Below are 25,707 nucleotides of genomic sequence, written 5' to 3'. Positions count from 1 at the left end.
CTTTCTCGTTTCCTCAGCGGTCGAGCTCGCCCGCGATGATGTTGACGGTACCGAGTGTGGCGATGACGTCGGCGATCTGGCCGCCGGTGATCATCTGGCGAAACGCCTGATAGATTGCAAAGCACGGCGGTCGAACGCGGACGCGATACGGATTTTTCGTTCCGTCCGAAACAACATAGAAACCGAGCTCGCCGTTTCCGCCTTCGACCTGGAAGTAAGTTTCGCCGACCGGCGGCTGAATGCCGTGCATGATCAGCTTGAAGTGATAGATCAGCGACTCCATCTCGTTGTAGACCTTCTCCTTGGGAGGAAGAGCTACATACGGATCGTCGACGATGACGGGTCCCTCCGGCATGCCTCGATCGAGAGCCTGTTTCAGAATCCTGAGCGACTGGCGGATCTCTTCGAGACGCACGAGATACCGCGCGTAGTTGTCCCCCTCATAGGCGACCGGAATGTCGAAGTCGTAGGTTTCGTATCCGAGATAGGGTGAGGCTTTGCGGATGTCGTGGGGAACGCCAGAGGCGCGAAGGCATGGGCCGGTGAACCCCCAGTTGATCGCGTCCTCCTTCGAGATGACGCCGGTGCCTTCCATCCGCTCCCGGAAAATCCGGTTCTTGGTCAGAAGTTTCTCGGCATCTCCGACGTAACGGGGAATCATTTCGACGAGCCTTCGGGCCTTCTCGATGAAGTCGGGTGGTGCGTCGACGGCGAGTCCCCCGATTCGAGTGTAGGACGGGAGAAGACGTGCGCCGCAGCATGCCTCGACCAGCCCGTAAATCTCTTCGCGCGGCTGGAACAGATACCAGAAGTTCGTCAGCGCACCGATGTCGACCATGTTGGTCCCGATGCAGACGAGATGATCGGCGATGCGCATCAGCTCCGAGAGGACGAGGAGAATGTATTCGGCTCTTTCCGGAGCCTTGATTCCGAGGAGCTTCTCGACCGTCATGCAGTAGCCGACGTTGTTGATGATGGCCGACATGTAGTTCAGCCGATCGGTGAAGGGGATGACCTGCTGCCACGTGTGGGTCTCCGCCATCTTCTCGAAACAGCGATGGAGATAGCCGATCTCGGTGTCCGCGCCGACGATCGTTTCCCCGTCGAGAGTCACCACGATTCGAAGCGTTCCGTGGGTGGCCGGATGCGACGGGCCGAGGTTGAGGGTCACACGCTCGAACTCCGTGTCTTCGGGCTCGATGGCGAGCTTCGGCACGATCCGGCTGATGTCCTTCTCGGTGAGGATCCATCGGAGCGCCGGGTCGTAATCCTTCCGGAGGGCGTGACCCTGAAACGCCTCGTGGGTGAGGATCCGTCGGAGATCCGGATGACCCTCGAAACGGATGCCGTAAAGGTCGTACGCCTCCCGCTCGAACCATTCGAAGCCCCGATACACCGGGTAGGACGATGGGACCGGCGTCTGTTCGTCCGTGCGCACCTTGAGCCTGACTCTTTCGTTGTTCTCGAACGAGTAGAGCTGGTAGACGACGTCGAAGCGCTCGCCGCCATCCCGGTTCGGGTAGTCGACTCCGAAAAGGTCGAGGGGGAGGATGAACTGCAGCGACGGATCGTCGTGAAGCGTTCGAAGCACTCCGACAATGTCCGCGCGGTCGACTCTGAAGGTCGGCAGATCCTGCCCGAGCTCCTGGTCGAGGCCCTCGAGCCCTTTCGTCCGGCGAATCTCAGCGCCGCGCCGGTCGAATGCTTCGGCGTTGTGGGGAACGTACGGATTCCGATTGGTTGGAGCAGGTCCGGTGTACGGGACCGAGCTCAGCCGGGTCATCGTGCTCATCGGTCGAGCTCGCCCCGTTCGATCTTCTCTTTCAGCTTCAGAATTCCGTACATCAGACCATCCGGGGTGGGGGGGCAACCCGGCACCCAGATGTCGACGGGCAAAACCTCATCGATCCCCTGAACGACGTGGTAAGCGCGGTAGAAGCCGCCGGAGGTCGCACAGGCACCCATCGAGATCACATACTTCGGATCGGGCATCTGGTCGTAGATTTTTTTCATCACGGGAGCCATCTTGTCGACGATCGTTCCCGCCACGATCATCACGTCCGACTGTCTCGGGGAGAATCGCACGACCTCGGCGCCGAACCGGGAGATGTCGTAGTGAGACGAGACCATCGACATGAACTCGATTGCGCAGCAGGCGGTTCCAAAAGGAAGCGGCCAGAGCGAGTTGCCACGGGCCCAGTTCACGAGGTAATCGAGGGTCGAGGTGAACCAGGTGCTTCCTTCGCCGGGTTCCTGACTTTTTCTCTCGCCGGGGAGTGTAATCATTCCCTTTTCGGCGTCGTCGCCAGGCAGCTCCGAGCGTTTGCGCGGCAGGATCGATCCTTGGTTCGTAATTTTCTCGGGTGGCATCGTTCGAGGCTTTCCTCCAGACGGTTCGCGAGATTCTATAACGGGACGCGCGGAGGGCTGCATTCGCGATCCTCGCGCTGACTTGTACTGCTCCCAACGTGATGAGCTCCGGATTCGTTCCTTTCGGGATGCTTTCCGGGCCGACGGGTACCCCCCTTGCACTCCTGACATTTGTGGAAACTGCCGTTACAGGAGGACCAACCGATGCGTAGCAGACTGCTCATACCCGCCCTCATGCTTCTGATCGTCGTCGCGTGCTCGACCAATCCCGCGACAGGCAAACGGGAGCTCAGTCTCATCTCACAACAGCAGGAGCTCGCCATCGGTGCGCAGGCACACCAGGACACGCTGAGGCAGTTCGGTGTATACGACGAAAAACCGGAGATCAATCGGATGGTCGACCGTGTCGGGCAGCGCATCGCCGCGGTCTCGGACCGTCCGGATCTCGAGTGGACATTCACCGTGCTCGACAGCCCGATGCTCAACGCGATGGCTTTGCCCGGCGGTTATGTCTACATCACTCGAGGCATGCTCGAAAGGATGAACACCGAAGACGAGCTCGCCGGCGTTCTCGCGCACGAGATAGCACACGTCACGAACCGTCATGCCGCGCAGCGGATCTCTCAGGCCCAGCTCGCTCAGCTCGGTCTGGTGGCGGGTGCGATCATCGCCGGGCCGGAGGCGGCACAGCAGTACGGCGACCTGGCTCAGCTCGGCGCTTCACTCCTCTTCCAGCGATATTCGAGACAGCAGGAGACGCAGTCGGATCTCTTCGGAACGGCCTACATGGCCGAGGCCGGTTACAACCCTCACGGAGCCGAACAGATGCTGAGGACACTCGACCGGCTCCGAGATCAGGAAGCATCGTCGATCGACCAGTACTTCCAGTCACATCCGGATCCCGCGAAACGCGTCGGCGACGTTCAGCGGCAGATCGCGGAGATCGATGCGACCGGAAGCTCGATCTCGCAACGATCGATGGATCGCGGACCGTTCATCTCGAATCTCGAAGGGATGATCACCGGGCGAAGCACCGAGCGCGTGACGGTCAAAAACAACACCGTTTATGAAAAGACCCACGGTATGGTTCTCTCCTATCCCGCATCATGGGAGGCGCAGGCTGGTTTCGGGGGCGTCTTCCAGCTGGTCAACAAGAACGGGCAGGGCTCGATTCAGGTCGATGAGATTCCGCTCGAGAGGATTCCCACGCGGAATGTCCAGAACGCACTGAGGCAACACTTTCAGCAGATGGGTCTGAAGTACCAGCGGTCGTACGAGGCGCGCGCGAAGACCGGACAGCGCTTCGTCGTCGACCTCTGGGCGGGCCAGACTCGGCAAGGAACGCTGGCCGTCGAAACGACGCACTTCGAGAATGCAGGTAATGCCGTGGTATTCATCGAGATCTCCCCGGCGAGCGCCGCGAGTCAGGCTCCGATGGGGAGCACGCTGGCCGCACTCTCATTCGATCAGCGGACCGCACGGGCGGCGACGCCTCCTCGCCTCAAAGTCGGACAGGCAGGCTCGGGCGACACATGGTCGAACCTCGCCCGCCGGGCGACCGGGGATCTGGGCGATGCGAACGAGATCGCCGCGATCAATGGATTCGATGCCGGAGCGGGTGTTCCCCGTGGCCTGGTGGTGAAATTGCCCGAGCAGATCATCGAACGCGACTAGAAGGTACGGGTTTGGAACTTTGAGGTTGGAGGTTCATTCAGTACGGCTGTGGACGCTCCAACCTCCAACCCCCCTCTCAGCAGTTGTCGCAGCCTTCGAGCATCTCCGAGATCGTCGCGAACTTCACGCGGGGCCGTCCTGACGTGCTTCCCCGCTCGGTCTCGAGCTCGTCGAGCCGCCGCCATTCCTCCCAGGTCACGAAGCGGACTTCGCGCTGGTTGAGCAACTCTGCGATATCCGCCGAGACTTCGAGGTTCCCGAGCGCGGGGATCTCCGCGAGCATCGACTCGACGGTTTCGTTCGCATCGCCCTTGTTTGTACCGATGAGTCCCGTCGGGCCCCGTTTGATCCATCCGACGGCGTACTCCCGATTGCCGACCGTCCCCTTCTGATTTGGGATGATCGCCCGGTTCTCGTCGAACGGGACATCCGGGAGAGGACGGGAACGGTAACCCACCGCCCGCACGACCATCGAGACCGCCAGAGTTTCCATTTCGCCGGTCCCCTCCGCCGAGAGGCGGCCGTCGGGGCGCATGACGAGGCGGTTGCGTTCGACTTTGAGCCCTGTGACCCGCCCATTCTCACCGAGGATCTCGACGGGGGAGACGAGGAACTTGAAATGGATGTGGCGTTTGCCCTCGATCAACGCTTCCCCCGCGAGGCGGCGGAATATCTCGATGTTCTGTTGTGCGCTGCGGTCTTCCTCGAGAGCCTTCTCGCTTTCCGGGCCGAGCTCGAGCTCGTCCGGGTTGATCCACGCCTGCGCCCCTTCGACCTCGCTCAGCTCCGATAGCTCCTTCGGCGTGCATTTGGCCTCGACGGGTCCGCGGCGGGCCAGGACGAAAATCTCACGGATGTGATTCTTCGACAGCTCAGCCAGAGCGGCATCCGAGATGTCTGTCGTTGCGAGATCCTCGGGCCGCTTCGCCAGAATCCTCGCCACGTCGATCGCGACATTCCCGATACCGATGATCGCGACGCTTCTGTGCTCGAGAGGGACATCGAACCCCTCGAGCTCCGGGTGTCCGTTGTACCAGTTCACGAGCTCGGTCGACGAAATGCTTCCTTCGAGGTCTTCACCCGGAATCCCGAGCGAGGCATCAGCCTGAGCCCCCACCGCGTAGACGATCTGGTGGTAGTGATCGAGGAGCTCCTCTCGCGTCACGTCCCGGCCGAGCTTTACGTTTCCGAAGAACCGGACGCGCTCGTCGGCGCCGGTGCGCTCGAATGCCGCAGCGACCTTCTTGATCTTCTGATGATCGGGGGCAACGCCGTATCGGACGAGCCCGTAGGGTGTAGGGAGCTTGTCGAAAAGGTCGACTCTGACTTCGAGCCCCGACTTCAGAAGGGCGCCCGCGGCGAACATCCCCGAGGGCCCGGTTCCGATGATCGCCACGCGGAGTGGATTGCCGGAGCTTCCGATGTTTTCGCTCATGGGGGGCGATCCTATCAGCCTGGGGTATGAACTTGTGACTCGTTTCGACGAAGCGGCTGCGGTCATCCCGACGAGTCAAAGCTCATCGATCGATCTCGGCCAGTCCTTTTTCAGGAGCCGCGACATCGCCCGGTCCGCCAGAACTTTCCCTTCTGTCTGGCACGTGGCGCAGTAGTTCGTCTCGTTGTCCGCGTAGACGATCCGCTGCACGGGACTGCCGCAGGCGGGGCAGGGCTGGCCGTACTTTCCGTGGACCGCCATCTCGGGACGGAACGCCGTGACCTTCTCCGGAAAACCCTTGCGAGCTTCCGACGTGAGACGGTTCCGCCAGTCCGCCAGCGTGACCCGGGTCGCTTCGAAGAGGCGGTCGATCTCATCGTCTCCGAGCCTGGAGGTGAGCTGAAGTGGCGAGAGCCTTGCCGCATGGAGGATCTCGTCCGAGTAGGCGTTGCCGATGCCCGAGAAGTTGCGGGGTTCGGTGAGCGCCCGCTTGAGGGTATGGTTCCCGCGGCGAAGGATCCTCGCGAACGCATCGCGATCGATGCCGAAGACGTCGGCGCCGCCCGGATCGATTTCGGCGAGCGCCTCGCGACCTCGAAAAAGACTGAGCGAAGCGCGTCGCTTCGAGCCAGCTTCGGTCAGCAAAAGCGTTCCGTCGTCGAAATCGAATGCAGCGAGACCGAGCTTCTTCGGGACAGCAGCACCGGTCTCGTCCTTCCAGCGAAAACGCCCGGCGATCATCAGATGGATGACCGCAAAGAGCTCATCCTCGATCTCGAAGACGATCCGCTTGCCGATCGAGGAGATTCCGTTCACACGCCGCCCCTCCAGTTCGGATGGGCTCGGTTCGAATGTCCGAAGCAGGAAAGGACTTCCGATCCTCAGCTTCTGCAGTGTCCGTCGCACGATTCTCGGCTCGAGCGCGACCAGATACGCGGCGATGTCGGGCAGCTCCGGCATGTCGGCCGCGAAAGTCTAGCAGCGAGCGAGCCGCGCAGAGCGATGTGCCTCAGTTTCGGACGTCCGTCCGTAGGCGTTCTTCATCAGCGGTGCGAGATCCGGCTCCTGCGGACCGCGCAACATCCTCCAGCACCCCGTGATACATTTGCCGAAATGGAAAGCCTGAAGAAGGCGCAGAGGAAAAAGGGATCGATCCGGGAACCGGAGCAGATTCTCGATCGCGCGATTTACCACCTGTGGGAAACGATCAACGACCTCGAGCAGATCCAGCCCGAGCACGTCGAGTTCTTTCGCGTTTCGATCTTCGGCAGCTCGCGCATCCAGAAGGGTGATCCGATCTATCAGGACGTCTACGAGCTCAGCCGTGGTCTTTCGGAGATGGGGATCGACATCGTCACCGGGGGAGGTCCGGGGCTGATGGAGGCCGCGAATTCGGGCTCGATGGAGGGAAGCAAGGCAGGACGCTCGAGGAGTTTCGGTCTTCCGATCCATCTGCCCACCGAGGAGGGGCACAACGCGTTCGTGAGCCGGGTGTACCGGCATCGGACGTTTTTCTCGCGACTCCATCATTTCGTGAGGCTTTCGTCGGCGTTCGTCGTCGTACCCGGGGGGATCGGAACGGCTCTGGAGCTCTTCATGGTGTGGCAGTTGCTGCAGGTGAAGCACATCCAGTCGCATCCGCTCATTCTGGTCGGGCCGATGTGGCACGGACTGCTCGAGTGGATGGATCAGATGATGGTCTCGCGCAACCTGGTCAGTCCGCCCGAGATGAAGGTCGCGGTCGTGGTCGACAACGCGAGCGAAGCGCTCCCTCTGCTCAAGGAGACCTTCGAGAAGTTCAAGGAAACGAAGAATGCCAACAGAAAACGACGTACTCGAGGCGCTTAAAGGCGTCGCTTTTCCCGGTCTGTCGCGGGACATCGTCTCGTTCGGATTCATCCACGATCTGAAGGTGGAGGGGAGCCGTGCCTCGTTCACCATCAGGATGAAGACGGAAAAACCGGAGGCGGTGGAGGAAATCGTCCGGAACGCGGAAGCGAAGGTCCTCGCCATCGACGGGATCGAGTCGGTCGACATCCGGAAGGACGTGGTGACGCGCGATGCCCGGATACCAACGGGCGGCAGCCTCCCTCCCACCGTTCAGCGAATTCATGCAATGGCGGGGGTGAAAAACACGATCGCCGTCGCCTCGGGAAAGGGCGGAGTTGGGAAGTCGACCGTGGCCACGAACCTCGCGCTGGCACTCGCGCGTCAGGGAAACTCGGTCGCCATCCTCGATTCCGACATCTACGGGCCGTCCCAGCAGATGATGCTCGGCCTTCATGGCAAGCCGATGATCGATCAGAAGTCCAACCGGATCATCCCGATGGAGCGTCACGGGGTGAAGACGATGTCGCTCGGGCTGATTGCCGATCCCGACACTCCGGTCATCTGGCGTGGCCCGATGGTGAAAAAAGCTCTCGATCAGTTCCTCGGTGACGTGGAATGGGGCGAGGTCGATTACATGATCTTCGATATGCCGCCGGGAACCGGCGATGCCCAGCTGACGATCGCGCAGCAGGTGCCTCTGTCGGGAGCAATCATCGTCACGACGCCGCAGGACATCTCGCTGATCGACGCCCGGAAGGGGCTCGCGATGTTTCGGAAGATCGATGTGCCGATCTTCGGGCTCGTCGAGAACATGAGCTACTTCATCTGCCGGCACTGTGGTGAACGGGAAGAGATCTTCGGCCATGGCGGCGGCCGGCGTACGGCTGCCCTTCTCGATGTGCCATTCCTCGGCGAGATACCGATCGACCCGCGGGTCGTCATTGGCGGAGATTCGGGCGAGCCGATCGTCGCGCTCGATCCCGAGAGCATCGCCTCGCAGGCGTTCATCGAGATCGCATCACGGATCGTGAGTACGCTCGTGCCCGCGGGCTCCCGCTGAGCGTCCATTCATCCTGATAGAATTTCGAACCGACGTGCCCGCTCGGGGCGCGTAAACTGGAGGCACCGAATGATCTCAGAGGATACCCTCGCGGCTGCAGCGCCTCTCACCTCCCTTTCCGAGGATGAGCAGATGCTTCAGGAAAGCGTGCGGGATTTTGCCGTCGAACAGATTCGTCCTCTGGTCCACGAAATGGACCAGAAAGGGGAGATGAATCCCGACCTGATCAGGAGTTTTTTCGAGCTTGGCCTGATGGGTATCGAGATTCCGGAGGAGTTCGGCGGAACGGGATCGACATTTTTCAATGCCGTTCTGGTGGTCGAAGAGCTCTCTCACGTCGATGCGTCGTGCGGGGTGCTGGTCGATGTACAGAATACGCTGGTGAACAACATCTTTCTCCGCTGGGGGAATGACGAACAGAAGAGGCGGTACCTTCCGAAGCTCGCCGAGTCGATGGTGGGCGCCTATGCGCTTTCCGAAGCCGGGTCCGGCTCGGATGCCTTCGCCCTGGCGACTCGCGCTGAGGAGAAGGGCAACCGCTGGGTGCTGAATGGACGCAAGCTGTGGATCACCAATGCCGCCGAAGCGGGGCTGTTCGTGATTTTTGCCAACGTGAACCCGGATGCCGGCTACAAGGGAATCACAGCCTTCCTCGTGGAGAGGGGATTCGAGGGCTTTTCCGTCGGGAAGAAGGAGGACAAGACGGGAATCCGCGCTTCGTCCACGTGCGAGCTGATGCTCGACGATTGCGAGGTGCCGAAGGAAAACGTACTCGGAGAGGTCGGGAAGGGTTACAAGCTGGCAATCGAGACGCTGAACGAGGGGCGAATCGGGATCGGTGCGCAAATGGTGGGAATCGCGCGCGGGGCGCTCGAGCACGCGATTGCCTACTCGAAGGAGCGGAAGCAGTTCGGCCGTCCGATCGCCGAGTTCCAGGGTCTGCAGTTTCAGATCGCCCAGTGTGCCACCGAGCTCGAAGCGGCCCGGCTGATGGTTTACAACTCGGCGCGACTGAAGGACGCTGGTAAGCCGTTCCTTCGCGAAGCGGCGATGGCCAAACTCTATTCTTCGGAGATGTGCGAGCGTGTCACTTCCATGGCCGTTCAGATTTTCGGGGGGAATGGCTACACTCGTGAGTATCCGGTCGAAAAGTACTGGCGGGACTCGAAGATCGGACAGATCTACGAGGGGACGTCGAACATGCAGCTGCAGACGATCGCGAAATCGATTTTGACCGATCAGCTGTAGAAGCAGGATCCAGGATCCAGGATCCAGGAGTCAGGATACAGGAGTCAGGATCCAGGAATCAGGATCCAGGAGTCAGGATCCAGGAATCAGGATCCAGGAGTCAGGATCCAGGATCCAGGGATCAGGATCTCAGCATTCAAGAACTTCGCAGCAGTAGCCATGGCGTCGGCGTGCCATCATTCTGTGAGGAGCGTCAGCGACGAAGGATCCCGGGGAGATCGTGAAGCCACACGACGCCTTCCGAACGTCTCATCCGCCAGTCTCCGCTCCGATCCTCGGCGACATGCGGTGACTCAGGGACCGCCAGCCACCATCACTCAGGGACAAGGTCAGCGCAACGGATACTGGCTTCTGGATCCTGGATCCTGGCTCCTGATTCCTGGCTCCTGCTTCCTGGTACCCCGGGCCGGATTCGAACCGGCACGCCGGAAGTAACCGGCTCGAGATTTTAAGTCTCGTGCGTCTACCAGTTTCGCCACCGGGGTAGAAATCAAAAGGGCGCCTTTCGGCGCCCTTTTTACTTCGGGGTGGGGGTGGCTAGCTACCATCCCCCATATGACGTTTATTAGAAACCATGTACCTGCAAGTACCTCCTCCCCTTGAATTTCCGGCGGACCCATGACAAGCACCATCGCCTTCGAGAGCGCGATGGCCCACACCGCCGCACCATGGACCGGATCGACCGCCCCAACTCACCCCGGAGTGGCGGGGAGGGGCGGGAGCTTTTCGTTCTGGCAAAGAACATCGGACACCGAAGTGTCGTTCTGCTAAACCGGGGAGTGGCGCATTTCGTTCCGCCTGTTGTCCCGCCGAGCAGTATAAAATTTCGTTTCGTTTAATGCAACGCCTTTCCGTGTCGTTTTGATCCTAGAGATTCGAGTCGAGAAACGGCCGGAGCCTCTTCGATCGCGACGGATGCCGGAGCTTCCGGAGCGCTTTCGACTCGATCTGCCGGATGCGTTCCCTCGTGACGTTGAACGAGCGGCCCACCTCTTCGAGCGTGTGCTCGGAGCCGTCGCCGACGCCGAACCTCATCTTGAGCACTTCCTCCTCCCGAGGGGTCAGAGAGCGGAGAACCGAAGCCGTCTGATCCTTGAGATTCGCCACGATGACGTGATCGATCGGTGAAACTGCCGCCCGGTCCTCGATGAAGTCTCCGAGATGCGAGTCCTCCTCTTCGCCGATCGGTGTCTCGAGCGAGATCGGTTCCTGTGCGATCTTCATGATCTTGCGGACCTTCGTGACCGGCATTTCCATCCGGTTGGCGATCTCTTCGGCGTTCGGCTCCCGTCCGAGCTCCTGCACGAGCGCCCGCGAGGTGCGGGTGAGCTTGTTGATCGTCTCGATCATGTGAACCGGAATCCTGATGGTTCGCGCCTGATCGGCGATTGCGCGGGTGATGGCCTGGCGAATCCACCAGGTCGCATAGGTCGAGAACTTGTAGCCGCGCCGGTACTCGAATTTCTCGACAGCCTTCATCAGGCCGATGTTGCCTTCCTGAATGAGGTCGAGAAACTGAAGCCCGCGATTGGTGTACTTCTTCGCGATCGAAACGACGAGACGAAGGTTTGCGACGATCAGCTCCTGCTTTGCGAGCTCTGCCGTCCCTTCACCCTCGCGGACGTCGCGGATCGTTTCGCGAATGTCGTCATGCTCGATTCCGTAAGTCTGCTCGAGATGCGACAGTTTCGATTTGTACTTGGCGATTCGCCTCCGGTAGAAATCCTTCCGGGTGCGATCTTTCTCTTTGCGGAGCTGGGTCTCGTCCTTTCGGACGGATGATGCACAGCGTCCCATCTCGCGGTTGATGTCACCAAGAACGTTGATCATGCGGGCCCGGTGCTGCGGAGTGAACTCGGTGGATCTTGCCAGATCCGCCATCTCACAGCTCCACTTTTCGATGTTCTTTTCGAGAGTCTGCCGCGAGCGGGCTCGCTTGCACTCGGCGAGCTTTTCGCTGGCGGTGTCGATCTTTTTCTGCAGTCTTGCGATCTGATCGAAAACTTTCAGACTGTCGGAGATTTTCGGAGTGTTCTGCAGCTTCGGTGTGTCGGTGTCGCCGTCATCCTGGCTCATCGACGATTCGATCAGTGTTTGAAAAGACTGATCGTTCCGTCTGGCGGCCTCGGAGATCTTCAGCACCTGTTCGACGATGGCGCGATGTCGCGAAAGCGCCTGAAAGACCTGAATCTCTCCCTGCTCGATTCGACGCGCGATGCGAACTTCGCCATCGCGATCGAGGAGCTTGACCGTTCCCATCTCCCGCAGATACATCCTCACGGGATCGTTGGTCTTGTCGACGAGTCCGGCGGCCGCGGCGGCGATTTCCGCCTGGATCTGCTCGCGCTGATCCTTCTCGTCCGGCCCTTCGACCGACTCGTCTTTCGGGGAGCTCAGCTTTTCGGCATCATCGACGATATCGATGCCGAGGTCATTGAAACGAATGTAGATCTCGTCGAGCTCTTCCGGGAGATTGGTGACGTCCTCCGGAAGGCTTTCGTAGATCTCGTCGTAAAGCAGGTAGCCCTTTTCCTTGCCGATCGCGATCAGATGACGGACTTCGACGTACTTCTCCTCAACGCTCAAGTCCAAGCCTCCTGGTGTGGTGTCAGCCCGCTCGATCGATGTCGGCAGTCGATCTCTGTCATTTTGGCGCTGTATCATGCGCTCGTGGACTACGTCGACTTCACTCACGGTCTGCTTTTGGAACCCGCCTCGAGGTCCCGGTCCACGGCCGTTCGTGACGGACGTGCACCGCGGTCTCGGAGTTAACACTTTCGTAATGACCTGCCGATTCGGTTTTATTTCATTTTGATGAGCTTCATCTTTGCCCGGATCAGCTCATCGAGTCGTTCGTGCGCGCCCTCCCTCTCCGCTTCGACGATGGCGGTTTGTATCTCCGCGGCCTTCCGATCCAGCTGTCGCTTTTTCATCCGATCGAGTGTCGCTCCCACCGCGGCCGGGTCCGCCTTCTCCTCGTCGGCGAACGCCAGCTCCGACAGCCGGTTCAACTCGGCTTCCCCTTTAAGATGGGTCGCGATCGACGGAAAATCAACCCTTTCGCCCTGATCATGAAGCTCGCGGGCGGCCCGGGCGATCCTCCGGCACTGAGGATCGTCGAAAAGATCGGGGTCGAGATCGTCCAGGAGATCGGGCTCCGAGCCTCCGAGAAGCCGGCGAAGCAGCCAGATCTCTCCCGAGGCGACGGGGGCGGCTCGGAGCGGCTCCGAGTCGCGGCCCTTCCGGGTCGACTTCGCCGAAGACCAGACCGTGTCGAACTCGAGCTGAAGACGCTCGGCCACCCTCCGTACCGCGTCGTTGCGGGTGACCGGGTCCGATGAGGCAGCCAGCAGGGGGGCGATTGCCTCGAGAGCTTCCCTCTTTGCCGCGCTGTCGAGCCGTTCCCCTCCGGGAACGACTTCGTCCAGCGCGAACTCGAAGACGTCCCGGGAACCGCCGATCATCTTCATCAGTGCGTCGAGTCCCTCCCGCTGGAGGTAGGTATCGGGATCGTCCCCGCTCCCGGGATCCGCGACCGCCACGTCGAGCCCGGCGCCGAGGAGGATCGGCGCGGCACGAAGTGTTGCTCGCCTTCCGGCGGGGTCTCCATCGTAAAAAACAACGACCCGCGAGGCACGACGGCGGATGATTTGTGCCTGGGAGGGCGTCAGGGCCGTTCCCATCGATGCGACGACACCCGAGACTCCGGCGTCGTCGAGGGCGATGCAGTCGAAGTAACCCTCGACGAGCACTGCTCGATCGACTTTCCTCATGCTGTCCCTCGAGCGGTGCATGTTGTAGAGCAGTCGGGATTTGTCGAACAGCGGAGATTCGGGTGAGTTTAAGTATTTCGGTTCGGAGCCGTCGAGCGAGCGTCCACCGAAACCGACCAGCGTCCCGCTCTCGTTGTGAATCGGGATGAGGAGGCGATTGCGGAACCGGTCGTAGTGGCCGCTCCCGCTTTTGCGCGGAACTGCGAGCCCGGCCTCCTCGAGTTGCTTCGAGGAGTACTTCCGCCCGAGCCGTGTAAGAAGGTAGTCCCACATGTCGGGGGCGTAGCCGAATCCGTACTGCGTCCAGATTCTCTCGTCGACACGGCGCTCGATCAGGTAGCGTTTTGCCGGATTGTCCGATTGCATCAGCGCCTGGTGAAATGCCTCGGAAGCGTCCTCGACGAGGCTCAGGAGATCTTCACGAGCCTTCTCGGTCTTTCGGCCAGCCCGCTTCGGAAGCTCGATCCCGTAGCGGCCGGCGAGATGCTCCACCGCCTCGGGGAAGCTCATCCGTTCGATGAGCATCAGGAACTTGAAGACGTCGCCCCCTTCTCCGCAGCCGAAGCAGTAGAACAGCCCCTTGTCGCGGTCGACGTTGAGCGAGGGCGTTTTTTCGCGGTGAAAGGGACAGAGACCCAGATGCGTCCGGCCACGGACCTTCAGTGAGGTCGTCTGGGAGACGACGTCGACGATGTCCGCCGCGTCGCGAACTCGGGAGAGTGCCTGGTCGGTGAGGTCGACGTTCGCCATGTGCGACTGTACTTGCCGATGCGCGCACCGGCGAATATATCAACCCTGAAGGGGACCCGCTTTCGTCCTTCGCACGCCGAGCAGGAACACCAGAATCATTCCTGCCACGAAGCCCCCGATGTGAGCGAACCACGCGACGCCCCCCTGCTCGACTCCTGCCTCGATGCCGATCGAGGCCACGCCTGTGAAGAGTTGCAGGACGAACCAGAGCCCCAGAACGATCAGCGCTGGCAGCTCCCTCATCAGCATCATGTAACCGAGCGGGATGAATGTGATGACCCGGACACGGGGGAAGAGGACCAGATACGCGCCGAGCACTCCTGCGATCGCTCCCGAAGCCCCGAGGGTCGGAATTGACGAGCCGGCAGCGCTGAATGCGTGCGCCAGAGTCGCCAGAAAGCCGCAGGCGAGATAGAAGATCGCATACCGGACGTGCCCCATCCGATCCTCGACGTTGTCGCCGAAAATCCAGAGATAGAGCATATTGGATCCGATGTGGAGAAATCCGGCGTGAAGAAACATCGACACGAGAATCCGGGTGCCATCCTCGAAAAACTGACCGGGCATCCAGAACCTCGCCGGGATGAACGCGAGATCGCGCAGGGCCTGGTCGAGCGCGGGTCCCTGGAGCAGCTCCCAGCCGAACGCGAGGATGTTGATCGCGATGATCGACATGTTGACCCAAGGGAACTTGTGGCGAGGATTGATGTCGCGGATCGGAAGCACGGTCAGCCGCCTCGCAACATTCTGGCCACCGCGGACGCGGAGGCCGGGTTGATCATCGTTCCGGTTCCGAGCTCGAACCCGCCGACGACGACCAGCCGGGGAGTCAGCTCGATGAACCAGTGAAATCGGGGACCGCCGCCCTCGTGGAGAAAGAGGTTCCATCCGATATGCCCGAACGCCTCTCGTATCCGTCTGACGGCCTCCCGGATCGCGCGATAGAGCCCGCCGGCGTCCGTACCTCGGACCGAAGGGGTGTGATCGTTCGGAGCGACGATCAGCCGGAAGGGCCACTCGGAGTCCGGAAGCGCTGAGACGAAAAAAGCCGGGGTCTCGACGATTCGTTCCGCAGCTGATGCCCTGCAGACGGGACAATCTCTCTCGAAGCCTTCGCGGATTCTCGAGATTCGTTCCGGAACACGGGCGAGCGCAATCAGCTGGGTATGGGCGTGCGCGATCGATGCGCCCGATCCCGGACCCGAATTGCGGAAAAGCGTGACGCAGGGGCTGTCGGCGTGGCTCTCGACGCGGTCGATCCAGGTTCCCACACAGAGAGCCCCGTGATCGTCGCCGAGATCCTCGAAAACGATTTCGTGATCGGGATGCTCGATGATCACTTCGTGCGCACCCGTTGCGGGAGCATCCGGCAGAACTGCCGGATAACGGTTCGGAACGATTCTCACGAGCCAGCCGTCCGAGCCGTCTTTCTTCCGGTCGATCTCCGGGGGTGTCTGGTCCTCGTTGCCAGGGCAGAAAGGACAGGAGGATCGTTGGTCCGATGCGAGGATCGCGTTCGGTCTCTCCAGCCGGTCCGGAGCATGGATCGAGGGTACGCCGCTGAGCGGATCGCGGACGTAGCGAGGCAGGCTCACCGGGACTCCTTCCCCGAGCGCGACTCGTTGATCGCTTCCCGCAGCCGGCCGGTCACCGAGTAGAAGCTCCCGGCAGCGAGCGCCAGAGCGAGCCAGTCGACGATCCTGAGGCTGGCGAGCATCGACCCCGAAGCTCCGCTCGCGAGGATCGTCCATGTGATGAGAGGGAGGGCGAAGACGATCAGGACGTACTCCCCCCGTCCCGGTCCAGCGTACGATCGGCTGCCGAACGACGCCTCGATCTGGGTACCCGTGTAACCGGTCAGAGCGATGAGCGAGAGCGTGACGAGCGCAATCCAGCCCTGGACGCCGCTGCCGATACTCCACCCCGCAAAAAGAGCGAGATCGCTGACGCGGTCGGAGAAGTGATCGACGAAGTCGCCCAGGCGGGTCTTCATGTCGCGATGCCTCGCGACGAGTCCGTCGATCGCGTCGAGCAGCCCTCCGGCAGCAATGATCAGAGGTGCGACCAGAAAAAGGACGGGATTCTGGCCGGCGAAGGCCAGCAGGGCGGCTGCGGCGAGATTCAGTGTGAGCGCGATCAGAGTGATCTGATTCGGGCTGAGTGGCGAGCGACGGGCGAGTCCTCCGAACCATCGATCCAACCGCGCTCTCCAGGGGTTCACGTCCGGATTCTACCGGACGCGGTCGGAGGGAGGAGTCAAATGGCGGGACCGACGGGACTCGAACCCGCGACCTCCGACGTGACAGGCCGGCGTTCTAACCAACTGAACTACGATCCCGCGCCGTTTGACGAGTCTCTGAACCGGGCACTTCCAATCTCAATTCCCTGCAGTCCCACTGCACTCCCGATCTCGATTCTTTGTGCGAGATAATGCTCGGATGTCCTGCTCAAAGCTTCCGGGAAAACTCTTCCCGACCCGACTGCGATTACTCGTTTCAGCGCTCGTCTTCGTCGCGTTTCTGGCCGCATGTTCGACCTCGATGCCGAACGCGTTCGACATTCTCCAGTGTTCCGGCCCGTTCGCGCGCTACTCCTCGGAGGAGACTCTCGCCGCCCATTTCGGGACCGGGAACGTCACGAGGGAAGAGATCTACATCGGTGAAGGCGAAAGCGTTGACGGCACCGTCCTGTTCGGCGACGACCCTCGCCGGAGGCTCGAGATCACCTGGGTCGATCCCGTGCGGAGGCGGGAGATCGAATCGATCCGGATCTCCGAGCCTTCGACCGCGTGGTCGACGCAGACCGGATTGAAGGTGGGGGAGGATCTGAGATCGGTCGAGAGGATCAACATGGGACCGTTCACGATGCACGGCTATGCGTGGGACTACGCCGGGACGGTGGCGGACTGGGGAGATGGGCCGCTGGGAGAATCGATCGGCGAGGGTTGCCGCCTGATCGTGCGGTTCGGTGCCGATGACGATCCTCGGACGCGCGCGCTCGAAGGGGAGGATGTCTTCTCCTCCCGGAACGCAGTGATCCAGGCGATCAACCCGGCGATCCGCGAGATCATTCTGATCTACGACGAAAGCGAGTAATCGCTGCCCTCAGTCACGCCGCCCGAAGAGTCGAAGCAGCATCAGGAAGAGGTTGATGAAGTCGAGGTAGAGTGCCAGCGCTCCGAAGATCGCATAGTTCGTCTCACGACCGCCCCCGACCTGCGCGTACGCTTTCAGCTTCTGGGTGTCGTACGCCGTCAGACCGACGAAAATGAAGACGCCGACAATGCTGATCGTGAAGGAAAGCCCCGAGGATCGAAGAAAGAATCCATTGACGACCATCACGAGGAGCAGACCGATCAGTCCCATGAAAAAGAACGAGCCCCACGATGTGAGATCTCGCCGGGTGACGAGCCCGTAGACGCTCATGGCGGCGAACATCCCGGCCGCGACGATGAAAGCGCCGAGAACCGACGCGGGTGTGTAGACCATGATGATTCCCGAGATCGTGAGACCGTTCAGAAACGAATAGGTCATGAACATCGTCGTCGCGGCGAGCGGGCTGAACCGGTTGATCCCGAAGCTGAGCGCGACCACGAGGCCGAGCTCGGCGATGATCAGGATGAACAGATAGCTCCGGACGTAACCCTGCATCGCGGGCGACATCATCACCCAGGCGGCCCCGAGGGCAGTGATCAGAAGGCCTCCGAACATCCATCCGTAGACTCCCTGGATGAAGGTTCGCTCCCTGGCTTTCATCATGTCCACGGAGGCTCGTTCCGGGTTGAGCGCATCGGCGCTCAGACGGTTCAGTTCGAGATCGGGGTTTCGCTGAAACTGCATTTTTGGTTTCCTCCGCGCCCCTCGCGCCGGGGCGCCAATGGTTGCTCCGGGTGCGCGCAAATGTCAACCGAATCTTCGGTCGATCGTAATCCCTGGCGCGTTTTATGCTCGTTCGGAATGTAATACCAGTCGGCTCATGTTTACAAACCTGATAACGGCACACTAAAGTTTTGTATTTCATTCACAAGTTCTTTTGAATCGGAGGATTAGATGCCAGGAAAAATCATAGGAATCGATCTCGGGACCACGAATTCGGTCGTCGCGGTCATGGAGGGTGATGAGCCGCAGGTGATTGTCAACGCCGAGGGGAATCGAACGACCCCGTCGGTCGTCGGATTCACTAAATCGGGGGAGAGGCTGGTCGGCCAGGTAGCGAAGCGCCAGGCGATCACCAATCCCGAGAACACGGTGTATTCGATCAAGCGTTTCATGGGGCGCTCGTTCGACGAGGTCGGTGAAGAGATCTCGATGGTGCCCTACGAGGTCGAGAAGGCGCCGAACGGAGACGCGCGGGTCAAGATCGACGGGAAGCTCTTTTCGCCCCCGGAAATCTCCGCGATGATTCTTCAGAAGCTGAAGCAGGCGGCGGAAGATTATCTGGGCGAGAAGGTGGAGCGGGCGGTCATCACGGTCCCGGCCTACTTCAACGACGCGCAGCGGCAGGCGACCAAGGATGCCGGTGAGATTGCGGGTCTGAAGGTGGAGAGGCTCGTCAACGAGCCGACGGCTGCGGCCCTCGCGTACGGACTCGACAAGAAGGACGACAAGACGATCGCGGTCTACGACTTCGGTGGTGGTACGTTCGACATCTCGATTCTGGAGGTCAGCGGAGAAGGAGTCGTCGAGGTCAAGTCGACCAACGGTGATACGCACCTCGGTGGAGACAACATCGATCAGCGCGTGATCGACTGGATCATCGAGGAGTTCAAGAAGGATCAGGGGATCGACCTCTCGAAGGACAAGATGGCGCTTCAGCGTCTCAAGGAAGCCGCGGAGAAGGCCAAGATCGAGCTCTCGTCGACGACGTCGACGGACGTCAATCTCCCGTTCGTCACCGCCGACCAGACCGGGCCAAAGCATCTCAACCTGACGCTCACGCGGGCGAAGTTCGAGCAGCTCGTCGGCGACATCCTCGAGAAGACGATGGGGCCGGTGAAGCAGGCGATGAAGGATGCCCGTGTCGAACCGAGCGCGATCGACGAAGTCGTTCTCGTCGGTGGCTCCACACGAATTCCGATGGTGCAGCGTCTCGTGAAGGAGTTCTTCGGACGGGAACCGCACCGCGGAGTGAATCCGGACGAGGTCGTTGCGATCGGCGCCGCGATTCAGGGTGGCGTGCTCTCGGGTGACGTCAAGGACGTGGTTCTGCTCGACGTGACGCCTCTTTCTCTCGGGATCGAGACGCTCGGTGGCCTCATGACGACGCTGATCGAGAGGAACACCACGATTCCGACCAAGCGGACCCAGACCTTCACGACCGCGGCGGACAACCAGACCTCGGTCGAGGTGAAGGTTCTCCAGGGCGAGCGCGAGATGGCGAACGACAACAAGCTGATTGGCAACTTCAGTCTGGTCGGGATTCCGCCGGCGCCTCGGAACGTCCCGCAGATCGACGTTACTTTCGATATCGATGCGAACGGGATCCTGAATGTTTCCGCGAAGGATCGGGGCACGAGCAAAGAGCAGAAGATCACCATCACGAGCTCGTCCGGCCTCAACAAGGACGAGATCGATCAGATGGTCCGTGACGCGGAACGGCACGAGTCCGAGGATCGCGAGCGCCGCGAATCCGTCGAGGTCAAGAACAATCTCGACAGCATGGTCTACGATCTCGACAAACTCCTCTCGGAGAATCGAGAGAAGCTCGATGCGGAAGAAATCAGCTCACTGGAGACCGCCCTTTCGGAAGCACGGAAGGCGATGGAGGACGGCGACACCGGTCGAATGAAGAAGGCGCAGGAGTCTCTGCAGCAGCAGTCGCACAAGCTCGCGGAGAAGATGTACAAGTCGGAAGCCGCCGATCAGGGTCAGGCCCCCGATTCCGGTCCGACCGAACAGGCGGAGCAGTCCGAGGACGACGTGATCGAGGCCGAAGTCGTCGACGAGGAGAAGTAAAGGACAGGGCGGGGCGCCTCTGTGCGCTCCGCCCCGACTTCAGATCATGCCGAGGAAAGCCAAACGAGACGGTTTCGTGATGATTTCGGTCGTGGCGGAGCGCTACAACATTCATCCGCAGACGCTTCGCATGTACGAGCGGGAGGGTCTGCTGAAGCCATCCCGCACGGACGGAAACACCAGGATCTACGGGCCGGAAGAGATTCGCCGCCTCGAAATGATTCTTCGACTGACGCGTGATCTCGGTGTCAACCTCGCGGGCGTCGAGGTTATACTCGGATTGTGCCGCAAGCTTCAGGACGAAGCTTCGATCAATACCGATCGGATGCTCGATTTGATACGCGGACAGGTGATCGATCGAAGGATTCGGATCGATCGCGCGACCGCGCTCGTCAGGGTGGAGGCCAGGCATTTGCAGCGGCTGACCTCACATACTCCGGGTGCGGACGATGAAAAGAAGACGGGATGATGAAGTCGACCTCTTACGGGCGTACCTGCAGGAGATCGCCCGCTATCCTCGCCTGACCCCGGAAGAAGAGATCGAGCTCGCGACCCGGGCCCGCGAGGGTGACGCGGAAGCAGTCGATCGTCTCGTCAGGTCCAACCTCCGTTTCGTAGTCTCCTATGCAAAGAAGTTCCGTGGCAGCGGTGTGCCTCTTCTCGATCTGATCGAAGAGGGCAACCTGGGACTTCTTCACGCCGCTCAGAAGTTCGACCCGGGCCGAAAGGTCAAGTTCATCACGTATGCCGTGTGGTGGATCCGCCAGTCGATCCTGCAGGCCCTGTCCGAGCACAGGGGCGCTTTCCGCGTTCCCCAGAAACAGCACTCTCTGCTCGTCAAGCTGGAGCGCGCGATCCGGGCGGGAATCGAGGGCGACGAGGGCATGCCGACTCCTCAGGAGCTCGCCGCCGCCCTCGACGTCAGCGTCGACGAGATCCAGACTCTCCTCCGAGCGAGTCAGACCAGCTTCTCTCTCAATGAGGATCTCGGCAACGACGGCGGGCTTCAGCTCGAAGACGTCCTCGAGCAGACGGCCATCGCTGCGGCCGACGAAGTCATGCAGATCGACGATCGACGCCAGCGCCTTCTCGACGACTTGGCCGAGCTCCATCCCCGGGAGCGCCTGGTCCTGACCCTCCGCTATGGAGTTTCGGACAATCGCCCGTTGAGCGTCGAGGAAATCGGCGAGTTCATCGGTGTCGATCCGAGCGTCGTGCGAAACGCGGTCGACCAGGCCGTCGATCGGCTCGGAGACAGCCTCGGAGTGAACTGGACCGAGCTCAGCCATCTGCTGCTCAACTCGAATCCGGACCCGCACGCATCATGGGTCTTCTGGATTTCTCTCGCTGACCTCCAGGGCGAGGTCGAGCAAATCGGCCGCGAAAGGGCAGCCACGCTCGAAGCGATCAACCACGGCGGCACTCTCTCGGCAGCCATCGATGCGCTGCCGTTGCTCGAGCGTGTATGTCTGCTGCTCCGATACGGCATACTCGGAGGGGAGTCGTTCACGCTGCGGGATGTGGGGCTGATCATGGGGGTCTCGCGCGAAAGGGTTCGCCAGATCGAGTCGAGGGCAGAGTCGAAATGCCGGGGACTCGCGCTCCGGCGTTAGCTCTCCCGAATGGAGTAGAATCCGAGCATGGCCGATGCGAGCCCGCCGGCTTCCGCTCCGATGGGACGGCTCGATGCTTTCGACGCCGGATCGACGAAACTCACCATTCAGACCGAGTTCCTCTACCGTCCCAGCTGGAGAATCGAGACCAAGATCTACGCCGCCGGGGCACTCAAGAAGCTCCATACCGAAGACCTGACAGGAGTGCCCGAGGACGAGCTGCAGCGCCGCATCGATCAGTACCATCATGCCAGGGTCGTCGAACTGAGAGAGAAGCTCTCGAAGATGTCAGGGGAGTCCTGAATCACTCGATTGGTTGATGCCCGCCCGCCTCACTCGATCGAGAAAGAATTTCAGGATCTGGGCGGTGAGTCCCCAGACGTCCCGGTCCTCCCACGCGAACGAGAACACGGGATAGGTTACGCCTCGCCGGCTGACGTAACGCACCCTGGGCTGATCCTCACGGATGAGCTCATCGAGCGGGATCTCGAAGGTTGCGACGACCTCTGAGGGCTGGAGGATGTACTCGGCTGATGCGGGGGCAGTTCCGACGAATGGAGAGATCACGAAGCCGCTTCGAGATTCGATGTCGTCGAGTCTGCCGAGTATCGTGATCCGATCCCGTGGGATGCCGACTTCCTCTTCGGTCTCCCGACGTGCGGCGTCGACACCGGCCTCGCCGGGCTCGATGGCACCACCGGGGAACGAGATCTGACCGCCGTGAACCGGGAGATCAGCAGACCGCTCCGAGAAGAGGATGTTCAGTTGGCCGTCGCGTACGATCAGACAGATCAGAACGCTCGCCCGACGCAACTGGCCGGGATCGATCGACAGCGACGGACGACAGGAGAGCTCCCGCAGGATCAGATCAAGGGTCCGCTCGACATTGCTCAGAGCCGGATCTCCTTCTGGTAGAACGGCCGGGAGAGCCCTGGAAGCCGGTCCTGGTAATGGGCGAGTCTCACGATCGCTCCCTGCGAAACCTCGCCAACGTCGACCTCGAACGAAAAGGACGCGCCGGCTGCGAGGTCACCCTTCATCTCTTCGAGAAAGGACGAACGGTCCGAGGGAGTTTCGATCTCGACGCTAACGGCGTACCACGGCAGTCCCCACTGTTTTGCAGGAAGCGTTCTGGTGCCGTCGTTGCGCAAGGTAACGTGCAGAACATTTCCTCTGACGCTGGCATCAGCGGAGAGCGTTGGAAGAAGTGGAACGCCTTCGAGTCGGGTTTTTTTCGGGATCGTGGGAGGGTGCGAGGGTCGGCTGTTCGCGGCCTCGATCTCCCGCACGTACTGATCCACGACTGAGCCGAGGTCTCCGTGCTGATCGAGCCAGCGGTGCTGAGCTTCGCTGACGAGCCTCCGGTCCGGAGGTGACACGAGGAAGGCGACGAGGCGATCGATCTCTCCTTCGCCGAGCGGCACGTGGATGACCACCGGGTGCGGAAGATCCGCGAATTGGGCATAGTCGCTGACCGCGACAGGAATCCCGTGCCGGAAGAGCTGAATGAGCGGGCCCGAGCTCTCGCCCGCTGAAGGATAGCGGAGTGCGACGACCGCATCGCAGACCGAAAGCATCGCCTCGAACTCCTCGGCCGGGACGTAGCCGGTGGCCGACCAGACCTCATCGGGCACTCCGAGACCTTCCGCAAGGGCCTCGAGATCGACCGTCGGCCCCGGTTCCCCGACAAACGCCAGGTGAAGCGAAGGATCCGACTGCCGGGCGCGCTGGAATGCTTCCAGAACCACAGCCGGTCGCTTCGCTTCGGTGATGAACCCGAATACTCCGATCATCCGACGGTCGGACGGAATCCCGAAACGCGAACGCATCGAGGGGTGCGCGTCCGTGGAGCGAACAGCCGCGTGCGGAGGGTGCGGATGATCGATCACTGTGACGGGACTCGTCACGCCGAGCTCCAACAGTCGTTCACGGGCCCAGCGGTTATGAACGATGACGCGTGTGGCCAGGCTTGCGAAGCTCGCTGATGCCGGAAGAAGGAAGTTTCCGATCTCGAGGTGCAGTCCTGCGGCACGTGCGCGAGCGAATGCGGCTCCCGTCTCGCGATGCTCGGCTTCGAGAATCTGTTCGTACTCATCGCCGAGGCCTCGTGCGAGGGTGACCTCGGCGATGAGGTGATGGAGAACGATGTCGTGAAGAACCAGGACCGAGGGGCCGGCGTTTTCGGTCAGGAAGCGGTAGATCGGTTCATGATGGAGATTGTTGCCCATCTGGGCGACGACGACGTCGAAAGACTCCCGCTGCAGTTCGGCAATCGGGGCGGTGCGGACGCCGGTCAGATCGATCGAAGGCTGATCGCTGGCCGCGACCAGATCGAGACGCTCGGCGAGAGGGGGGAGCAGCATCGCCGAGTAGTCGGCGATCCCGGTTCTGGAGGGAGGCAGTGGAGATAGCCAGGCGACTCGGATCACGCCTGCTGCCACTGAGTCAGAAGATACGGATCGAGGCTCGGGGACGGCGGCCCGAGGCGTTCCGTAAGCCTGGAGCGAACCTCGGCGTCGAGAATCTCGACCTTCTCCAGAACCGATTCGAGACGCTTGTCGATGACCAGCCATGTTGCGAGAAGCGATTCCCACGGGGACGTTTCGAATGAGTCCGATGGTGCGGAAACGCCGAAGCGCTCCGAGTCGATCGCCTCGAGTGTCTTCACGGCATCGCTGATGGCTTCCTCGAGCTCGACGCGGAGGTGGCTCGGACGGTCGCCGGGACGGCGTTTCGATCCTGCGAGACTCGAAAAGACTCCGAGGAGCCTGATGATCTCTCGAAGCTCATCCTCGATCGCATGCTCCAGAGCGCGGTTTTCGTGGCTCGTTCCGAAGGCCGACTGGTAGAGGAGGTCGATCGTTTCCCGGGTGCGGTGATCGATGCGCCCCACGAACCAGCCACGCGCAGGAATGTGCCTCATTCTTCGGCTCGCTCGATCGGTCATTGCGTTCGATGCTACGGGAGTGTGGGACTTCGAGGCAACAGGGAAGCCTCGGCGACTTAGACGACCGTGCGATCGTAGCGGGACGCCGAACGAGCCGGCTGCTCCTGTTCCGAAGCCCTCAGCAGAGCCTCGACGAAGCGGGAGTGAAGCGCGTGGCCCGCCTTGTAGGCGGTGATTCTGCCGATGACCGGCCGTTCCAGAAGAACGAGATCTCCCAGCAGGTCGACGATCTTGTGGCGAACGAACTCGTCGTGAAATCGGAGCGGGCCATTCGTCACCGTTGCGTCGTCGAGAACGATGCAGTTGTCGACCGAGCCCCCTCGCGCAAGGCCGACGGCCCTCAGCTTCTCGACCTCTGCGAGGAAGCCGAAGGTACGCGCGGGTGCGATCTCGGTTGCAAAGCTCACCGGGTCGGCGACCCAGTCGAGGGATTGAACTCCGATTGCGGGATGATCGAAGGCGATCGTATACGAGACGGAAAGCTCGGCTGCCGGATCGATTCTGATGAAACGGTCACCGGATTCCACGACGATCGGACGCTCGATTCTGATCGGAGAGGCCTCTCTGTCGAGCTCGCGCAGGCCCGCTGCCTCGATCAGATGGACGAACGGAAGAGCGCTTCCATCGATGATCGGCACCTCGGGGCCATCGATCACCAGGCACGCATCTGTGACTCCGGAAGCCTGCATCGCCGAGAGAAGATGTTCGATCGTCCCGACCGAGACGTCGTCCAGGCCCACCGAGGTCGCGTGATCCAGCGCGGTGGTGGAGTCCTGACGGACGGCGATCTCGAGGTTTCCGAGGTCCTTCCGGTGGAAAACGATGCCGTCCCCCGGGTTGGCCGGACGGAGCTCCAGGGTCGTATAGATCCCCGAATGGAGGCCGTGACCCTCGATGGCGACTGCATTGGCGATTGTGCGGCGGGACCTTTGGCGACTCATCGAGGGAGCTGCAAGAGCCAGGATGATGCCAGGCGTCGGTTCGGGCTAAACATCGTGAAACAAAGGACGTATGTCCTGACCAGCCGCGCGGTAAGTGTCGCAGCAATGCCAC

The 25,707-nt window shown here is 61.2% G+C and carries 23 protein-coding genes and 2 tRNA genes; 9 read left to right on the top strand and 16 right to left on the bottom strand.

Annotated elements, in window-relative coordinates:
* Positions 1-13 precede the first annotated feature (13 nt).
* Both KY459_01895 and nuoB read right to left on the bottom strand, forming a co-directional pair.
* Complete coding sequence (locus KY459_01895) at positions 14-1,792, bottom strand: NADH-quinone oxidoreductase subunit D (protein MBW3563458.1); 1,779 nt, start codon at positions 1,790-1,792, stop codon at positions 14-16.
* Positions 1,789-2,286 (bottom strand): NADH-quinone oxidoreductase subunit NuoB, encoded by a 498-nt coding sequence (gene nuoB, locus KY459_01890; protein MBW3563457.1) that lies wholly within the window; start codon positions 2,284-2,286, stop codon positions 1,789-1,791. Before nuoB ends, KY459_01895 begins: the two co-directional genes overlap by 4 nt.
* A 288-nt stretch (positions 2,287-2,574) precedes the next feature.
* Here nuoB and KY459_01885 point away from each other — a divergent pair, with 288 nt between their 5' ends.
* Positions 2,575-4,044 carry a M48 family metalloprotease gene (locus KY459_01885; GenBank protein MBW3563456.1) on the top strand — a complete coding sequence of 490 codons (1,470 nt, stop codon included), beginning with the start codon at positions 2,575-2,577 and terminating at the stop codon, positions 4,042-4,044.
* 76 nt (positions 4,045-4,120) lie between these two features.
* Here the strand turns inward: KY459_01885 and KY459_01880 are convergent, their stop codons facing one another.
* Entirely contained in the window at positions 4,121-5,479 is a 1,359-nt protein-coding gene (locus KY459_01880) for an FAD-dependent oxidoreductase (GenBank protein ID MBW3563455.1), read from the bottom strand.
* 75 nt (positions 5,480-5,554) lie between these two features.
* Positions 5,555-6,439, bottom strand: coding sequence for a formamidopyrimidine-DNA glycosylase (locus KY459_01875; GenBank protein ID MBW3563454.1), 885 nt, complete (start codon positions 6,437-6,439; stop codon positions 5,555-5,557).
* Positions 6,440-6,592: 153 nt separating this feature from the next.
* Here KY459_01875 and KY459_01870 point away from each other — a divergent pair, with 153 nt between their 5' ends.
* The 3 genes from KY459_01870 (at position 6,593) to KY459_01860 (ending at position 9,617) form a co-directional block, all read left to right on the top strand.
* Positions 6,593-7,327 (top strand): LOG family protein, encoded by a 735-nt coding sequence (locus tag KY459_01870; protein MBW3563453.1) that lies wholly within the window; start codon positions 6,593-6,595, stop codon positions 7,325-7,327.
* Entirely contained in the window at positions 7,293-8,369 is a 1,077-nt protein-coding gene (locus KY459_01865) for an Mrp/NBP35 family ATP-binding protein (GenBank protein ID MBW3563452.1), read from the top strand. Before KY459_01870 ends, KY459_01865 begins: the two co-directional genes overlap by 35 nt.
* 69 nt (positions 8,370-8,438) lie before the next feature.
* Positions 8,439-9,617, top strand: coding sequence for an acyl-CoA dehydrogenase (locus KY459_01860; protein MBW3563451.1), 1,179 nt, complete (start codon positions 8,439-8,441; stop codon positions 9,615-9,617).
* Between the two features lie 394 nt (positions 9,618-10,011).
* On the opposite strand, the gene KY459_01855 is transcribed toward KY459_01860, so the two are convergent.
* The 7 genes from KY459_01855 to KY459_01825 all read right to left on the bottom strand — a co-directional run bounded on the left by KY459_01855 (position 10,012) and on the right by KY459_01825 (position 16,478).
* A tRNA-Leu gene (locus KY459_01855) sits at positions 10,012-10,102 on the bottom strand.
* A gap of 382 nt (positions 10,103-10,484) precedes the next feature.
* Entirely contained in the window at positions 10,485-12,203 is a 1,719-nt protein-coding gene (rpoD, locus tag KY459_01850) for an RNA polymerase sigma factor RpoD (protein ID MBW3563450.1), read from the bottom strand.
* A 215-nt stretch (positions 12,204-12,418) separates the two neighbouring features.
* Complete coding sequence (gene dnaG / locus KY459_01845) at positions 12,419-14,140, bottom strand: DNA primase (GenBank protein MBW3563449.1); 1,722 nt, start codon at positions 14,138-14,140, stop codon at positions 12,419-12,421.
* A 39-nt stretch (positions 14,141-14,179) separates the two neighbouring features.
* A complete protein-coding gene (locus KY459_01840; protein ID MBW3563448.1) occupies positions 14,180-14,866 on the bottom strand; it encodes a rhomboid family intramembrane serine protease in 687 nt (228 codons plus the stop codon).
* Positions 14,867-14,868: 2 nt separating this feature from the next.
* A complete protein-coding gene (locus KY459_01835; protein MBW3563447.1) occupies positions 14,869-15,735 on the bottom strand; it encodes a hypothetical protein in 867 nt (288 codons plus the stop codon).
* Positions 15,732-16,361, bottom strand: coding sequence for a CDP-alcohol phosphatidyltransferase family protein (locus KY459_01830; protein MBW3563446.1), 630 nt, complete (start codon positions 16,359-16,361; stop codon positions 15,732-15,734). The genes KY459_01835 and KY459_01830 overlap by 4 nt, the downstream gene beginning before the upstream one ends.
* Before the next feature lie 40 nt (positions 16,362-16,401).
* Positions 16,402-16,478, bottom strand: a tRNA-Asp gene (locus KY459_01825).
* A gap of 100 nt (positions 16,479-16,578) precedes the next feature.
* Between KY459_01825 and KY459_01820 the strand changes: the two genes are divergently transcribed.
* A complete protein-coding gene (locus tag KY459_01820) occupies positions 16,579-17,235 on the top strand; it encodes a hypothetical protein (protein MBW3563445.1) in 657 nt (218 codons plus the stop codon).
* A 9-nt stretch (positions 17,236-17,244) separates the two neighbouring features.
* Here KY459_01820 and KY459_01815 read toward each other — a convergent pair whose 3' ends face one another.
* Positions 17,245-17,898 (bottom strand): Bax inhibitor-1/YccA family protein, encoded by a 654-nt coding sequence (locus tag KY459_01815; GenBank protein ID MBW3563444.1) that lies wholly within the window; start codon positions 17,896-17,898, stop codon positions 17,245-17,247.
* A 291-nt stretch (positions 17,899-18,189) separates the two neighbouring features.
* Between KY459_01815 and dnaK the strand changes: the two genes are divergently transcribed.
* From dnaK to KY459_01795, 4 genes are read left to right on the top strand one after another with little or no spacing between them, the layout of a single operon-like run.
* Complete coding sequence (dnaK, locus tag KY459_01810; protein MBW3563443.1) at positions 18,190-20,094, top strand: molecular chaperone DnaK; 1,905 nt, start codon at positions 18,190-18,192, stop codon at positions 20,092-20,094.
* 46 nt (positions 20,095-20,140) lie between these two features.
* On the top strand, positions 20,141-20,563 hold the full coding sequence (locus KY459_01805) for a MerR family transcriptional regulator (GenBank protein MBW3563442.1): 423 nt from the start codon (positions 20,141-20,143) through the stop codon (positions 20,561-20,563).
* Positions 20,544-21,707 carry a sigma-70 family RNA polymerase sigma factor gene (locus KY459_01800; protein ID MBW3563441.1) on the top strand — a complete coding sequence of 388 codons (1,164 nt, stop codon included), beginning with the start codon at positions 20,544-20,546 and terminating at the stop codon, positions 21,705-21,707. The genes KY459_01805 and KY459_01800 overlap by 20 nt, the downstream gene beginning before the upstream one ends.
* Positions 21,708-21,734: 27 nt before the next feature.
* Positions 21,735-22,010 (top strand): hypothetical protein, encoded by a 276-nt coding sequence (locus KY459_01795; GenBank protein ID MBW3563440.1) that lies wholly within the window; start codon positions 21,735-21,737, stop codon positions 22,008-22,010.
* Here KY459_01795 and KY459_01790 read toward each other — a convergent pair.
* The 4 genes from KY459_01790 to lpxC form a co-directional block, all read right to left on the bottom strand.
* Positions 21,996-22,520 (bottom strand): CoA pyrophosphatase, encoded by a 525-nt coding sequence (locus tag KY459_01790; GenBank protein ID MBW3563439.1) that lies wholly within the window; start codon positions 22,518-22,520, stop codon positions 21,996-21,998. The two genes, KY459_01795 and KY459_01790, sit on opposite strands and share 15 nt — an antisense overlap.
* A 77-nt stretch (positions 22,521-22,597) precedes the next feature.
* Entirely contained in the window at positions 22,598-24,148 is a 1,551-nt protein-coding gene (locus KY459_01785; GenBank protein ID MBW3563438.1) for a glycosyltransferase family 4 protein, read from the bottom strand.
* On the bottom strand, positions 24,133-24,630 hold the full coding sequence (locus KY459_01780) for a hypothetical protein (protein MBW3563437.1): 498 nt from the start codon (positions 24,628-24,630) through the stop codon (positions 24,133-24,135). Before KY459_01780 ends, KY459_01785 begins: the two co-directional genes overlap by 16 nt.
* Before the next feature lie 80 nt (positions 24,631-24,710).
* Entirely contained in the window at positions 24,711-25,595 is an 885-nt protein-coding gene (lpxC, locus tag KY459_01775) for a UDP-3-O-acyl-N-acetylglucosamine deacetylase (GenBank protein ID MBW3563436.1), read from the bottom strand.
* Positions 25,596-25,707: the final 112 nt, after the last annotated feature.

Source organism: Acidobacteriota bacterium, assembly GCA_019347945.1.
GTDB lineage: Bacteria > Acidobacteriota > Thermoanaerobaculia > Gp7-AA8 > JAHWKK01 > JAHWKK01.
Note: the sequence above shows the minus strand (reverse complement) of the source record. Positions and strands in the feature narration are given on the sequence as shown.

What these genes read in the sequence shown, in the direction of transcription:
- KY459_01895 (MBW3563458.1), bottom strand. Translation starts at nt 1,792, where the DNA reads ATGAGCACGATGACCCGGCTGAGCTCGGTCCCGTACACCGGACCTGCT.
- nuoB (MBW3563457.1), bottom strand. Translation starts at nt 2,286, where the DNA reads ATGATTACACTCCCCGGCGAGAGAAAAAGTCAGGAACCCGGCGAAGGA.
- KY459_01885 (MBW3563456.1), top strand. Translation starts at nt 2,575, where the DNA reads ATGCGTAGCAGACTGCTCATACCCGCCCTCATGCTTCTGATCGTCGTC.
- KY459_01880 (MBW3563455.1), bottom strand. Translation starts at nt 5,479, where the DNA reads ATGAGCGAAAACATCGGAAGCTCCGGCAATCCACTCCGCGTGGCGATC.
- KY459_01875 (MBW3563454.1), bottom strand. Translation starts at nt 6,439, where the DNA reads ATGCCGGAGCTGCCCGACATCGCCGCGTATCTGGTCGCGCTCGAGCCG.
- KY459_01870 (MBW3563453.1), top strand. Translation starts at nt 6,593, where the DNA reads ATGGAAAGCCTGAAGAAGGCGCAGAGGAAAAAGGGATCGATCCGGGAA.
- KY459_01865 (MBW3563452.1), top strand. Translation starts at nt 7,293, where the DNA reads ATGCCAACAGAAAACGACGTACTCGAGGCGCTTAAAGGCGTCGCTTTT.
- KY459_01860 (MBW3563451.1), top strand. Translation starts at nt 8,439, where the DNA reads ATGATCTCAGAGGATACCCTCGCGGCTGCAGCGCCTCTCACCTCCCTT.
- dnaG (MBW3563449.1), bottom strand. Translation starts at nt 14,140, where the DNA reads ATGGCGAACGTCGACCTCACCGACCAGGCACTCTCCCGAGTTCGCGAC.
- KY459_01820 (MBW3563445.1), top strand. Translation starts at nt 16,579, where the DNA reads ATGTCCTGCTCAAAGCTTCCGGGAAAACTCTTCCCGACCCGACTGCGA.
- KY459_01815 (MBW3563444.1), bottom strand. Translation starts at nt 17,898, where the DNA reads ATGATGAAAGCCAGGGAGCGAACCTTCATCCAGGGAGTCTACGGATGG.
- dnaK (MBW3563443.1), top strand. Translation starts at nt 18,190, where the DNA reads ATGCCAGGAAAAATCATAGGAATCGATCTCGGGACCACGAATTCGGTC.
- KY459_01805 (MBW3563442.1), top strand. Translation starts at nt 20,141, where the DNA reads ATGCCGAGGAAAGCCAAACGAGACGGTTTCGTGATGATTTCGGTCGTG.
- KY459_01800 (MBW3563441.1), top strand. Translation starts at nt 20,544, where the DNA reads ATGAAAAGAAGACGGGATGATGAAGTCGACCTCTTACGGGCGTACCTG.
- KY459_01795 (MBW3563440.1), top strand. Translation starts at nt 21,735, where the DNA reads ATGGCCGATGCGAGCCCGCCGGCTTCCGCTCCGATGGGACGGCTCGAT.
- KY459_01780 (MBW3563437.1), bottom strand. Translation starts at nt 24,630, where the DNA reads ATGAGGCACATTCCTGCGCGTGGCTGGTTCGTGGGGCGCATCGATCAC.
- lpxC (MBW3563436.1), bottom strand. Translation starts at nt 25,595, where the DNA reads ATGAGTCGCCAAAGGTCCCGCCGCACAATCGCCAATGCAGTCGCCATC.